At 38.9% G+C, this 14530-nt stretch carries 13 protein-coding genes; all 13 read right to left on the bottom strand.

All coding sequences use genetic code 11. The features are described 5' to 3' along the window. Positions 1 to 89: 89 nt before the first annotated feature. Positions 90 to 1493: an aspartate ammonia-lyase gene (locus QSJ81_RS06610; RefSeq protein ID WP_285716621.1), complete on the bottom strand. Its 1404-nt coding sequence runs from the start codon at positions 1491 to 1493 to the stop codon at positions 90 to 92. Positions 1494 to 1612: 119 nt separating this feature from the next. Then, positions 1613 to 2662 (bottom strand): [citrate (pro-3S)-lyase] ligase, encoded by a 1050-nt coding sequence (gene citC, locus QSJ81_RS06605; RefSeq protein WP_285716620.1) that lies wholly within the window; start codon positions 2660 to 2662, stop codon positions 1613 to 1615. 2 nt (positions 2663 to 2664) lie between these two features. Beyond that, entirely contained in the window at positions 2665 to 4206 is a 1542-nt protein-coding gene (gene citF / locus QSJ81_RS06600) for a citrate lyase subunit alpha (RefSeq protein WP_285716619.1), read from the bottom strand. Continuing rightward, a complete protein-coding gene (locus tag QSJ81_RS06595) occupies positions 4206 to 5078 on the bottom strand; it encodes an HpcH/HpaI aldolase/citrate lyase family protein (RefSeq protein WP_285716618.1) in 873 nt (290 codons plus the stop codon). Before QSJ81_RS06595 ends, citF begins: the two co-directional genes overlap by 1 nt. Next, positions 5078 to 5371 (bottom strand): citrate lyase acyl carrier protein, encoded by a 294-nt coding sequence (gene citD / locus QSJ81_RS06590; protein ID WP_285716617.1) that lies wholly within the window; start codon positions 5369 to 5371, stop codon positions 5078 to 5080. The genes QSJ81_RS06595 and citD overlap by 1 nt, the downstream gene beginning before the upstream one ends. Positions 5372 to 5483: 112 nt before the next feature. Beyond that, a complete protein-coding gene (locus tag QSJ81_RS06585; protein WP_352230872.1) occupies positions 5484 to 6389 on the bottom strand; it encodes an alanine-tRNA synthetase second additional domain-containing protein in 906 nt (301 codons plus the stop codon). 30 nt (positions 6390 to 6419) lie between these two features. Further along, on the bottom strand, positions 6420 to 7670 hold the full coding sequence (locus QSJ81_RS06580) for a methylaspartate ammonia-lyase (protein WP_285716615.1): 1251 nt from the start codon (positions 7668 to 7670) through the stop codon (positions 6420 to 6422). Positions 7671 to 7760: 90 nt separating this feature from the next. After that, positions 7761 to 9215: a methylaspartate mutase subunit E gene (locus QSJ81_RS06575; RefSeq protein WP_285716614.1), complete on the bottom strand. Its 1455-nt coding sequence runs from the start codon at positions 9213 to 9215 to the stop codon at positions 7761 to 7763. Positions 9216 to 9220: 5 nt separating this feature from the next. Then, positions 9221 to 10603, bottom strand: a complete 1383-nt coding sequence (gene glmL, locus QSJ81_RS06570; RefSeq protein ID WP_285716613.1) for a methylaspartate mutase accessory protein GlmL — start codon at positions 10601 to 10603, stop codon at positions 9221 to 9223. 13 nt (positions 10604 to 10616) lie between these two features. Continuing rightward, positions 10617 to 11033: a methylaspartate mutase subunit S gene (gene glmS, locus QSJ81_RS06565; RefSeq protein ID WP_285716612.1), complete on the bottom strand. Its 417-nt coding sequence runs from the start codon at positions 11031 to 11033 to the stop codon at positions 10617 to 10619. A gap of 48 nt (positions 11034 to 11081) precedes the next feature. Further along, on the bottom strand, positions 11082 to 12038 hold the full coding sequence (locus QSJ81_RS06560) for a GntR family transcriptional regulator (protein WP_285716611.1): 957 nt from the start codon (positions 12036 to 12038) through the stop codon (positions 11082 to 11084). A 292-nt stretch (positions 12039 to 12330) separates the two neighbouring features. Then, the gene (locus QSJ81_RS06555; RefSeq protein WP_285716663.1) at positions 12331 to 13410 is read right to left on the bottom strand and encodes a type II asparaginase; all 1080 of its coding nucleotides are present in this window, start codon (positions 13408 to 13410) and stop codon (positions 12331 to 12333) included. Positions 13411 to 13601: 191 nt separating this feature from the next. Next, on the bottom strand, positions 13602 to 14459 hold the full coding sequence (locus tag QSJ81_RS06550) for a response regulator (RefSeq protein ID WP_285716610.1): 858 nt from the start codon (positions 14457 to 14459) through the stop codon (positions 13602 to 13604). Positions 14460 to 14530: the final 71 nt, after the last annotated feature.

Here is a 14530-nt window from a genome sequence, read left to right as displayed (position 1 = left end):
CTTAAATATTACAAATTTGCGGTCAAAAAGTACTACCACTACAGTAAGTATCCCTTTTGACCGCAAATATAATTCATCCTATCATCTAGCTATTTTAAAAATTGTTTACCGGCTATACCTGGTTGTGTCATTTCACCTGGCGATAAAATAATTTCTAATTGATCTGCGGTAAGTAACTTTTTAGAAATAACTAACTCTCTAACAGAAGTTCCTGTTTTTAACGCCTCTTTTGCAATCATTGAAGATTGTTCATAACCGATATGAGGTAATAATGCGGTAACGATGCCAACACTCTTATCAATCATTTCACGGCAACGCTCTTCATTGGCTTCAATATCTTTCACACATTTGTAATTAAAAGTATTAATTACATTCGTTAAGATGGTTAAGGAATTAAAAAGGTTATATGCCATTACTGGCTCCATAACATTAAGTTCAAACTGTCCATTTTCTACAGCCTGGCTAATCGCTAAATCATTGCCCATAACTTGGTAAGCTACTTGGTTCACTGTTTCGGGAATAACAGGATTTACTTTCCCAGGCATAATAGAAGATCCAGGTTGTTTCGCCGGCAAGGATAGTTCCCCTAATCCACAACGGGGACCTGATGCCATAAGCCTAATGTCATTAGCAATTTTACAGAATGCTAACGCAGTGACCTTCAAGGCACCTGAAAACTCAGCAATTTGATCTGTATTTTGAGTAGCATCCACTAAATCAATAGCGGATTGAATCTCTTCACCTGTTAGCTTAGAAAGTTCTTCTACTACATATTTAATATATTCAGGTTCTGCATTTAGGCCCGTACCAACTGCCGTCGCTCCCATATTTACAAAATGCATATTCCGCACATTTTCTTTAACCCTTTTAACCGCCCGCTTTGTGGCTTGGGCATATGCGTAAAATTCCTGACCTAAAGTAATGGGCACAGCATCTTGCAAATGAGTACGTCCCATTTTTAAAATATGATTAAAGCTATCACCTTTTGCTGTAAAGGTAGCTTCCATTTCTTCTAACGCAGCAATTAGTTTTTTTGCTTTTGTAATTGTACAAATACGCATAGCTGTTGGCATTACGTCGTTTGTAGATTGAGCCATATTTACATGATTATTAGGTGAAATCAGAGCATAATCCCCTTTTTTCTCACCTAAAATTTCAAGGGCACGATTAGCAATTACTTCGTTGGCATTCATATTCATGGATGTACCTGCTCCACCTTGAATACAATCAACGACGAATTGATCATGTAATTTGCCTGCAATGATTTCTTCTGCAGCTTGTACGATGGCATTACCAATTCTGCTAGGCATACGTCCAGTTTTCATATTCGCTTTGGCCGCTGCCGCCTTTACAATACCAAAGGAAACGATAAAATCATCATTTAATCTATGTCCAGTAATCACAAAGTTTTCTAATGCTCTAGTTGTTTGTACTCCGTAATAAACTTCATCTTTTATTTCAATTTCGCCAAGAAAATCATGCTCTAAACGCACAATACAGCACCTCCACTAGTTTTTTCACCTTATTATAGCATGGCATATGTATTTTGTATACAATATTCTCTCAATTAATTACAAAATTCATTCTATTCTAATAAGAGAAAATAACCTTCTCAATGTCGTGATGCACTGGCCTTTATTTTCTCTATAATTGGGGTGGCTGCCGGTGAACGTAAATATTGATAGGTAGTCTCAGGTACTAAAGTTCTTATTTCTTCCCATCCATCTTGTCTGATAAGTTCCCGTACTCTAGAGGCACTTACAATACTGCCTTGAATGGCAATCCTTGGCATTTCGAGGACATCAATATGATAAGTTGGTAAAATAGAGAGCATTGCTTCATTATATGCTCTTGTTACCGCACAATAAGGTTCATCTCCCACATACCGGCGGGTAATGCCCATAGCTGGCGCTATATATTGAGCAAATACAGTAACATCGAGTCTAGTTTGCGCTGTTACCGTTTCATCTCCCCTTGTAAAGTAACCAGGGAAGGTTGCGGCAGATACAATATATTTACCGCCAGGAATAACCATTATATTATCATAAGCAGCCAATCCTTCCTTTACCAGGCGAAAGCGAACATCAAAAGGAAACAAGGAACCTTCCTCACTTACTACCAATACAATAACAGCTGCATTTTCTTTGGCTGCTTTTGCAATAACCGCCTGATGCCCTAAAGTAAAAGGATTACAATTTACCACTAAAGCTGCCCGATTCCCTGCAGGTAAATTGGCCGCCTGAGCAGCCAATTCCTTACAATAGGTAGTAATTGATCCAATACCAGATTCCAATAGGACTGCGAAAGGCAGAGCCCTAGCTATTTCCTTGAAACCTAATTCTTTAAACAAATGTGCTTTATCCGGTTTGGTGAAAATGAAATAGTGATAAATGCCACGCCGTCCTGCTTCCTGCATTAAATGACTGATTACCGCAGATGTCAAACCCTCTCCCTGCAGGGATTCGTCAATGGCGATATTTCTCAATATTTCTCCTGACAAAGAACCTGTAGCCACGATCTTATCTTCTTTATATAAAGCCATAGTATAATCTACTTTTTCGTTAAAAGTCAGTGAAAACCGGGATAAGAATTCCCTTACGGCGGTGACCTGTCTCTCATTATTGAGATTAATCACTCGCTCCTCTATATTACCCCATAACATAATTAGGCCTCCACTTGACGCACAACATCAATAATTGTGCCATCACGATACTCTACCACCGCAACAATATTTTCTCCCGTTTTTAAGTTTTTAGGTGTTCCTGCTATTTTCTCTGCTAATTGTTTTAGTTCGCTTATATCTTTAACAGGTAGGCCAGCCGCAACTAACCTTTCCCTTAGATCGACTCTTCTAGGATTGACTGCCACACCCCGTTCTGTAACAAGAATGTCAATGGTCTCACCAGGCGTAGTAGCAGTCAGCACTTTGTCCACAATAATTGGCAAACGGCCGCGCAATAAGTTCGCCACAACAATAGTTACTTTTGCACCAGCTGCTGCATCCGCATGACCACCTGAGCCCCCCATAATGACACCATCAGAACCAGTAACTACGTTTACATTAAAATCAGTATCCATTTCAGTAGCGCCTAAGATTACCACATCTAGCTTATTAACTGCACAACCTGCGTTAAAAGGGCTGGCATAAAAATCGGCACCAACTTCCAAGTGGTTTGGATTTTCTGCTATCGAACGAATGGCTTCTAAGTCAAAACCTTGAACATCCATTAGTTTTTTGAATAATCCTTTTTCCAACATGTCTACCATATAGCCTGTAATACCACCTAAGGCAAAACTACCTACAATATTATCTTTCTCCATCATTTTGCGTACAATGGAAGCTGTCGCTAAAGAAGCACCACCTGCTCCTGTTTGGAAGGCGAAACCATCTTTCAAAAGTCCAGTAGCCTGAATGACTTTTGCTGCCGTTTCCGCAATTTTAAGCCCAACTGGATCTTTGGTAATGCGAGTTGTGCCCGATACAATTCCCTTTGGATCACCAACACAATCCACTTTTACTACATAATCTACCCGGGTTTGTGGTATTGAAATAGGGGATAAAGGATATTCTCCAAGAAAATCCGTAACAGCCACTACATGATCCGCATATTGGGCATCAGGAAATGCATACCCTAATGATCCACAAGCGGCAGGTCCTTGGACGCCATTCAAATTTCCGTATTCATCCGCTGCAGGTGCAGCAATAAAAGCAACATCGATTTTAAGCTGTCCACTCTCAATGGCCCGTCCACGTCCACCATGGGTGCGCAATACTACTGGTTTTTCAAATAAACCGCGTGATACTGCCTGTGCAACTGGACCGGACATATAGTTGGTATCTAGTGCCGTTACAACACCATTTTTTACATGTTCGATCATTGGTGCGTGAACAGGAAAAACAGAACTTAACGCCACTTTCAGATTTTTTAATCCTAACTGGGCAGCTGTTGCTAATACCATATTAACAACTCCATCTCCATTTCTAAAATGGTGGTGGAAAGATAATGTCATACCATCTGTTACTGGTATCTTTTTAAATACGTCTACTAAATTATCTACTAGTTTATTATCTGTAGGGCGCACACCTTTGACACTAGGTGCTTGCCTATTCATGTCTGGCTTTGTAGCAAAGGCACCCGCAAAAGGCTTAACTTTTCCAATGCCAGGAATATTTTCAGGTATTTCACGTCCAATTGCATTTTTCATTATTTTACCTCCTCAATCAAACCTAAAAGCCGTGCCAAATGTAAAATACGCTCTGCACGATTCACGATAGGCAAATCAACCATCTTACCATTCAAAGAAGCTACACCAGATCCTTCTGCTTCCGCTTTACGAATGGCGTGGATGACTTGTTCAGCCCAGTCAATATCACTCATACTAGGATTAAAGACATTGTGAATTGTATCAATTTGTCTAGGGTTAATGGACAATTTTCCTTTAAAACCAAGACTTTTTGCTAGTTTAGTATCAGCAAGTAATCCTTCCTCATCGTTAGCATCTGTGTAGGGAGTATCAATAGATTGAATCCCTGCAGCAGCTGCCGCATTAATTACAAGAGTACGTGCTGTAAAAATTTCATTTCCCTCTCTGGTACGCATAGCACCTAAGCCTGCCGTATAATCTTCTGCTCCTAAGGACAAAGCAACTACCCTTTTATCCGCTTTCGCAATCGAATAGGCTTCGGCAATCCCACAAGGTGTTTCTAATAAAGCAATAATTTTTACTGGAGTCTGACCTGGTTTTTCTACTGCCGCAATCATGGACACCACTTGATGAATATCTGCAGCACTTTCTACCTTAGGTACTAATATTGCATCAGGACAACAAGGAACAATTGCTTTAATATCTTCAGCAGCAAAAGTATCTAACGGATTAATCCGAACTACCTTTTCGCTCGTCCCATAATCCACTGTTTGTAAAGCATGCGCTATTAAAAACCGAGCTGCATCTTTTTCCATTGGCGCTACTGCATCTTCTAGATCCAAAATTACTGAATCTGCACCAAATACACCACCATTTTGTAACATGCCCGGATTATTTCCTGGAATAAATAACATACTTCTTCTCAAATCCATTACAGCATTTCCTCCTTTAGCACTGCACCAGCACGACTTAAGGCTGCCAATAAACGGGCAGAAATCGTGCAATCCAAAGCTCCCCGATCCACTGCTTTTATATAAACATCTATTATACCCTGTTTCTGAACTGTACTAAGTAAAATGGCTTTTATGTCTTCGCCATATTGAGCCAATACTATACTTTCTACTTCTATTACAATACCGCTATCTTTTGCACCAGGTGTAACTGTAATCATAACGTCGCTTGATTCTAACGTACCCGCTTGAGCCGTTTTGCTAATACTTGCCATTGATGTAGCCTCCTTATATAAGAAAAAACGAAATCTATTCTAATGTTGATGCTCTTATGGGTACTGCCTTCTAGATGAAGACAGTACCCATTTATAGCTTAATTATACACTTTTACATAGAAGCATGATAGATCATGCCGGAAAAACCATCGAGGTTTTCCACCTGAGGTCCTACTAAACCAATAATGAGGTAGGTTTTGGTTTTCGGATCATATTTATATTCATACATTAATCGGAAGCCTTCAATATCTTCCGTGTTGTGTACGTGAGTGCGAGGGCCTGTGCAAGCCCAAGAGACATCACCAATTTGAATATGACCTTCATCGGAGTAGCAAACCTTTACACCTTCATCAATGATGGCCCCAACCTTTTTTTCTACGTCTTTAAGATTCGCATCGAGTTCTACTGGATATTCTAGCACAAAACCATGATGAACATCCCGATGTCCGAAAGGTAAAATAGCACCATAGTCTTTTAACAAAATGCTTTCCGTTAAATCTTCAGCCGTATGAGCCATTTTACGATATCGCAATGTCTTGATTACCACATCCGCAATTTCTTGAGGAAAAGGGCCAAAGACATTAGGGCGAACAACGATTACTTCTCCGCCTACACCTAAGAGCACATCTGCATTCATACCTAGAATGGGATATAGTAAATCAAAATGCTCTACAATGACCCTCTTATCATGAGAAAGTGCCTGTTTTATCGCCTCTGCTAATACATGAATTTGTGTGAATGCCAGTTCGAAGCGAACATCAATATGATAGGTATGACTGGAAAAAAAATCTTTTTCAATATTTTTCAATATTGGTAAAGGCCGTACATTCACCCCATCATCATCATTTGTTAATTCTAGCCCAGGAAACATCCCTTTAATTAAGGAAGATTTTCCTGCACCAGGACCACCTACGATGCCAATTAGCCGATCAAGGGGTGACAAATAGCGTTCGCTAATCTGCTGCCCCAAGACAAACATTCGATTGCGTCCTCTTGGTGCAAAATAACTAGCGTGCATTAGTTGTTCATGCATTAACATTCTCATAATTTACGCCTTACGCGCCTGACGCACTGCTAGAATACGTTGCATTTCGTTATAAACAATCATTACACCTTCATCTACGCCCATACCTGGTTTAGCCAACATTTGTACAGGTTTTGTTGCCATAGCAAGGTGAACACAAACTTGTGCAGATCGATCAGTTTCGTTGCAAGTACCGCCTTGGTATGCACCTACACCTTTTTCTTTACAATATAAAACAGCTTCAATCGTGTTATTAATACCGCCCAAATCAGGAGTTTTAATTTGCAGCATATCGCCAGCATTGTTGTCAGCAAAATATTTAATATCTTCTAACGTGTTACACCATTCATCAGCAACAACTTCTACATTAATTTTTTCTTCATGTAAGCGAGCTGTTATTTCTTTTAAAGCTAACATTTGTTTTTCGCGATCTTCTACATCCATAGGTCCTTCAATTCTAAGTTTCAAAGGAGCTGCAGCTTTTTCTAATTTTGCAAAATAGCTTACCATCTTTTCGGTATCAAGATTAAACGCTGCGCCAATTGTACCATATACATCAATATGAAGTACTGGATTATAGGATTCGCTAGTACGCAAGCTTAATACACGATCTTTAAGCCATGTAACATATTCTAGTAATAACTCGCCATTTTTACCTAATTTTTCTTCCACATTATTAATCAATGCGTGAGGCAATACTTGAGCGCCTTTGATGATCATTTTGTCAGCGTTATCATAACGATTGTCCCCAGATTGAGTAAAGATGTTGATTTCTTCTTCACTTACTGTAGTATTGTATTCTTCAGCAACTACTTCGCACATCAATTTATGTTTTGCTTTGGATACCGCATCTAAGATAGCTTGGGTTACACCATAACGTAATGCAGTATGAATTAATTTACCTGTTTTAGCATCTTTCATGCTATCAATTTCTTCAGCTATTTCTCTGAAAGAATTTAGTTCACGTCCTACTAAACGAGGTTTAATTTCTTGCTCAATGACAGGAATAAAATCTTCTGCTAAAAATAAAGGATCACGTCCGCCTGCTCCGCTATATTGTACTGCTGCGCAGTCTCCATATGCTACTTGTCCATCTTCTAGAAGGATCATAACAGATACTGCTTCACCAGACTGACGAATAGAGTGAAATCCTGGAGTAACGGGATCCCCTACATACGTAAATCCATCATGTTGAGCACCAGCCTTAATAGCCCGTTGATCATCAAAATAAAAACCTGTACGACCTTTAGAACATACAACGTTTACAATTTTCATTATTACACTCTCCCTACTTATTTTCATGATGACAGGCAAAAAGCATAGTACCTTCTACCCGTCATCTTAGTTATTTATTGTCTTCCTATCTTACTTGTTAGGTCTGCCGACTAAGCGACCTTTTGAAATGGCATAAATGTCATCAATAACCATTTGGAAACTTGCTTTACGGCCTTCTGCTTTAGCACGTTCATCGATTTTACCTTTGTGGAAATCAATGATATCTTGCGTGAATGGTAGATTTCCTACATCAAATAAACGTACAGCGCCATTATTATCACGAGCTGGTAAAATTTTATTCAATGAATATTGGCTAGGAGCGAATGGTACGTCAAGTACGCCTGCTTCAAAAGCACGAACGCTGCCGACTGCATAATCTCCGTTACCAAGTGCAAATACTTTATCTAAAATACAACGTGTTTCTGCTTTGATCATAGCTACTTCAATATCTACTTCTGCAGTCATAGGGAATGGTTGATCTGCCAGCATATTAATTAATTGTTTTGTTGCACGAAGCCCCATAGCATTCGCTTCTTTAGTTGGAATACCTAAAGCTTCATGAGGAGTCTTAACGATAACTTTTGTAGCTTTCGCTAATGCAGCAGCTGCCGCACCCCAAGAAATTACAGCAAAAGCCTTAGCTTCGTCTTGCGGGAAGCCACCCATCCATTGATGGAATACAGTTGTTAATACACAATCGCCATAACCGTGTTTTGCTAAATATTCTTCAGCCAATTGTTCTAATGCTTTAATGGCTGCGACATCCTGGAACAAGTTACCACATTGGCCATAACCCAAAGTGATATTTTTAACACCTTGTTCAGCTGCTAAAATACCTTCAATAATAGCTACTGCATGGGAAATACAAGGTGGCACTAAGGTACCAGTTAATGGTCCAAATGGTTCACGATTAATCTCAATACCATGCTCTGCATAAATACCTACTAAGCGGTCATTATACTGCCAGTCTAAAATTGTTTTTTCTAACGATACACTTTTTGCATAAGGGATATTGTAGGAAATACCGCCACCTTCGTAGGAGGTAAAACCACCAGCCAAAGTAATTTCCGTTAATAAACGAGCATCAGGAGTACCATGACGTACTTGTAGAGGACCATCAACACTTTCTACTAATTTACGTACACCATGAACACCATGATTTACTGCAGGAAAGCCATTAAGTAGAGAACGGCCAGCTTTCATACTTTCTTCGATGGCATTTGCGCAATTTTCATATTGATTTTGACGAGTATAACTGTCAATAGTAGTAGGCAGAAGATCAGCTTCCCCTTCTTTACGTAAGAAGTTTAAAAGATTAATATGTTCATCTAGTAAGGCTACCCCTGCTCTAGGCTGTGTTAATGTTTCACCATTCTTTTTCGCTTTTACTAAACGTTTTGCAAAATGTTTTTTAGCTGGAATCGTCTCATGATATTTTACGGCTTCCTCAAAATTTACATCTGCACCTGTTGGCCAATGATTTATAATCTCTTTGCGTACAGCATAAAATTCATCATGGGTCCACTTCTTATTTTTTAATTCCACAACTGTTACCTCCGCACAATATATTTTTTCATCATTCTTACTGCAATATCAGGATATTCTTCACCTAACAGCCCCATAGATGCCATGATATAGTCTTCGTCAATTAAGAACTTAGGACATCCTGGTTTTAACATAGTCGGTGTACTTTCGCTATATGTCGCGCCTTTTAAAATTTCATTGGGTTGTTCATGGTGGACAATAACACCACCAGTTCCTACCACTGTTTGTACCTCACTTAGGTCTTTCCCTTTTTGAACATAAGCGGAACCAGCTAAAGTAAATACAGTTTCAAGTTGTCCGACATGACGCTCTACCGCCAAGCAGGTACAAACTCTCCCCATAGCAATTTCCACTTTTCTTTCTACATCATTTTGCGGCAAATATTCGATATTTTCTTCAACTTTTTTCACATAGGCTTCTACATTGTCTTCAGAAACGCCCGCATGATCTGCAATTCTTTTTACACTAGCTGCCCTGACTAAGGCTGTTGCGCTGTAGCGCATTCCTAGGTCGCCTTCTACTGTACGTTTAGCAAAGGGTTCTGGCAGGCCTCTTAGAGCAACATTATTTTTGGTTGGATCACCTTTGGCTATAGAATATACATCCGTAGTGGCCCCGCCAATATCAATTACCATAAGATCCCCCAAACCTGATTCGTACTGGGTGCCTTTTCCTAATAATTCAGCAGCCTTCAGCACTGCAGCTGGTGTTGGCATCACCATGCGGTCCACAAATTGATTTGCCCGGTTGAGGCCCTTTGCTTCCACAATACGTCTTAAAAACACACCGCGGATAGTTTCTCGGGCTGGCTCAATATTTAATTCATTTAGCTTAGGCATTACATTTTCTGTATGTACCACCTCTGTCATACTTTCGGATAAAATTCTAACAACCTGTGGTGCTACAGACTTATTACCTGCTACAATGACGGGAATATCTTTACCAAGAGTCGTCAGCATTCTGGCGTTATGCAATATAACTTCCTTATTACCACCATCTGTGCCGCCAGCCAATAAAATAATTTCAGGATTTAAATCAGCTATTTCTTTTATTTCATATTCATTTAATTCATTACCGTAAACACCCATTATCTTGGCACCAGCCCCTAAAGCAGCTCTTTTAGCTGCTTCCGCTGTAAGTTCAGGGACTAATCCAACGGCTACCATTTTCAAACCACCAGCTGCACTAGAACATCCTAATACTTTTATAAATTCAAGCTTACCAGTTTTTGAGAATAATTCGCCTAAAGCCTGATTAAGTCCTTCCATAATATCAGTTTCTACAGTGGTAATACCACGAGCAGTACCTAATACTATTTCTTTTTCAATATCCACTGCGGTAATCTTGGTGTAGGTACTACCAAAATCAATCAGTAAAATATTTTTCATCACAAAGACTCCCTTACATACCTAAATCATTCTTTAAATCAATCACGACTTGATCTGGAAGTATGCCTGGTTCATATACTCTGTCATAACCCATTTCAATAAATTTATTGTGTACTTCAGTAAAATCAGTTTTACCAACTACCAAATTACCACCAACATACAAGAGAATATCGCCTAGACCAGCCTCGCGACAACGATCTTTTAATCCACGGCAATCAATTTCTCCATGTCCATAAAGAGATGCTACTAAAATAGCCTTTGCATCTGTTTCAATAGCGGCATTTACAAACTCTTCTTGTGGCACGAGTACCCCTAAATTGATTACTTCAAATCCTGCGGCATTTAACGCATAATTTAAAATTTTGTTACCCACAGCGTGACAATCGGCTCCAATAACTCCCAAAACCACTTTAACTTTACTGTTTTCCATCCTAACTACTCCTTTGTCATTAAATTCTACATGTAGTATTTTCATCATTTAGAGTGCCTGGCTAATCAATTTCATCATAACCTGATTTAAAGATCCACGATCAATTTCATAATAGAAAGTAATAACTTCGTGAACATCACTAACCATTTGGCGTACGAGCATCTCACGCTCTTCACTAACAATTACTACCTCATAATCAGCAATAAAAGCACTTACCTCCGCATAGTCACTTGATTGTATCACTTTAAAATCTAGATGATTGATCGCCGTTTTTTCCAATAACTTCTTTAGATTAGCTACGAATTCATTGGATTTTGCTACAATTGGCACTTGGGTATTGGCAGGCAAGCGAGCTAATTTGATAACCGCTTCCAGATTTGGTACAGTAGCTACCCCAATGACCTTGTGTGCATTACCCATTAAACCAACTACCGTTGTTTGGTGCACCAGAGTAGTAACAACCAAATCACATGCCTGTAATAATTCAATAGGTATTTTTCCTGCTACTAATTCAGATAGTATTACCGTTTCAAAACGCACATTTGCAATTTGCCCAATCTGATTAATAAAACGTTGAATATATTCTGAAGCACAGTCGACGACAGCTACTCGCAGCTCTTTTACTGCTTGATTTTTCTCAATAGCTCGTATACTGGCAATAGCAGCAAATTGATCCACTGTAAAACCTAGTTCTACTACTTTGGACATTGCCTCATCAATAATTTTAACCAGTCGTTCTCTTTTGCCACCCACTACTGTGTCGTTTGCAGCATCAGTAGTGTTTTTTACATAAGTTCCTCGCCCTTGCTGTGCTTCTAGTACACCTTCCAGCAGCAATTCCTTATAAGCGGCACTCACAGTATTCCGACTGACCTGTAATATAGTGGATAATTCTCGTTCAGTTGGAATCTTGGTTCCAGGAAGATACTCTCCAGATTTTATTTTGTCCAAAACATAACTTTTAATCTGCAAATAGATTGGAATACCCACTCGCTGTAAAATCATTTCTGCACCTTCCAAATTGGATTAATCCATTGATCCAATTTATTGTTCATGTCTTATTATGTCATATCTTTTAACAAAAGGCAATATCTTTTTTACTAAATTGGGTAAAGAATCTGAAAAATCTAATTGTTAATTTTCTATCCTTTGTTCTATAAATAAGTCACAGATTTGATTATTAGCTAAAAGGATACCTATTGAATAAAAGGGTCCATGTTAGCTCAGCACTAGGCTGGCAACATGGACCCTTTATACTTTAGCTATTCTTCTATATTAGAATCTACTTAAAAGCTTTTTAATATTCCCAAAACATCCGTTGGATTTCTTTTACATCATTTGTTTTGGTGAGCGCTAGCATCAATAATATGCGAGCCTTTTGAGGATTTAAGTTATCGCTAGCGATGAAACCATATTTATCATCATCTGCTTCCCCATTGCGAGCAATAATGCCGCTGCCGACGCGAGCACTTCTTACTACTACTACACCTTTTTTAAGAGCATTTTCAATTGCTGGATATTCCGCTTTGCCAATACTACCATCACCAGTTCCAGCGTGAACAATACCTTTTGCGTCTGCATGTACAGCAGCATCTATCATTGTACCAGCATTACCAGCATAATGGTAAACAATATCAACACGAGGTAACGTAGTCAAGTTTGTAACATCAAATTCTGTGGCGGTAGTATTTTTACGTAAGGATTGGCGATAGAATACAGGTTTGTCACCCGTGAAAACACCAAGTGCACCAATAATAGGAGCTTGGAAGGTATCTACGCGGTCTGTAATTGTCTTCGTTACTTCCCGGCCAGCATTAATGGTATCGTTAAGCATAACCATTACACCTTTACCAACAGCTTCCTTTGTACCAGCAAGAATTACAGCACGGTACAGGTTGAGAGGACCATCAGCACTCATAGCAGTTCCAGGGCGCATGGATCCAACTAGGACAACAGGTTTATCACTTTTTACCACTAAATCAAGGAAATATGCAGTTTCTTCTAATGTATCAGTACCATGAGTAATAACAATACCATCTACATTATCTTGAGCAAGAAGTTGATTAACACGTTTTGCTAAAGTAAGCCAAATGTCCATTGTCATGCTTTCACTAGCAATTTGAGCCACTTGCTCTCCACTTACATTTGCAACCTTTGTAAGCTCAGGAACGTTGGAAATAAGCTTGTCTACCGGGGTTACAGCAGCGGTGTAACCTACTGTTGTGGTACTAGTAACACCTGCACCTGCAATGGTGCCTCCAGTCGCAAGAATTACAATATTCGGTTTTGCTTGGGTCTCTGCTGCAAACGCGACAGCTTGAAAGCTAAAAACTAGTAGACATAATGTAATGAAAATTCCTAGGATACGTTTGTTAATCATAATACCACTCCTCATAAAATTTTTTAATCGTCAATTTGACAATTAAATACTATTTCTTCAGTACTTTTGTAAATCCTTCCAACCTAAGTAGACATTTTTATAAAAATTTAAAATTTTCAAATAAATATATATAAAAAAAAAACAATGATCCTAACTACTTACACTCAGGCTGTAGTCAGGATCGAGCTTTAATGTTCAGCGAGAAACAATAAACCTTCAATAAACTTCTTTACGTTGATTTTGCCACGATATTGACTTTTTCCTTGAATAAAATTCATTTCTTGCCTTACCTCTTTGAAGTCAAATAAGGAAGAACTATGGGATTGAAATGTTTCATTATAGTAATCATCAATACCTACATTGGCAAGGTTGTGTAGGCCTTTCATTGTGGTACGGCGGACACGTTGTTCAATAGACTTTGCATCTTGTTCTAGTTCTTCTGCCATCTCCTGATAAATATCAATCAACTGATAAGACTTGCTTTCTGTCCCTTGCTTCGTAAGTAACTGTACCATCCGGTAAATATCCTTTACTCCCGCCTCCCCAATGATTCCCAAATCCGAGAACACTTTGTAAATACGGCTCTTTTGTGTATTTTTAGCTCCCTCATCCACTGGTCGAGCATGGGAAAACTGTGAAATGGTCTCTTGCATTAAAGACATGAGTTGCTTTAACTTTCGATGCTCTCGCACTTTATTAATAACAGAAACAGTTTCAATGACATTAATTGGTTTATGTATAAAAAACTCAATCCCAGCTTCGTAAGCCTGGGTAATTAACTGTTCACTAGTAGCCTCTGAAACCATAATAAAAGAAGTGTTCGTACCAGCTGCTGTCACTTTTTCAATTAATTTTACGCCATCTTGTCCTGGCAGCAGTAAATCAACTAGTGCAATGTCAGGCTGACATTCTTTTATCACTTTTTCCCCTTTTAGTCCATCATTGCACTCCTCAATTACGACTCCTAGTTCATTTTGTTTAATAATTCGTTGAAGTATCCTACAGATACCAGCATCATCATCCACAATTACAAAACGTAAGGACATTGTTACGCACCTACTTTCTAAATAAAAAATACCAATTCAAAATTCCGAATTGTTGTTTCAATAGTAGCTAA

The organism is Pelosinus sp. IPA-1, from assembly GCF_030269905.1.
GTDB lineage: Bacteria > Bacillota > Negativicutes > DSM-13327 > DSM-13327 > Pelosinus.
The sequence above is the reverse complement of the archived record's forward strand: the minus strand, read 5'-3'. Positions and strand labels throughout refer to the sequence as shown.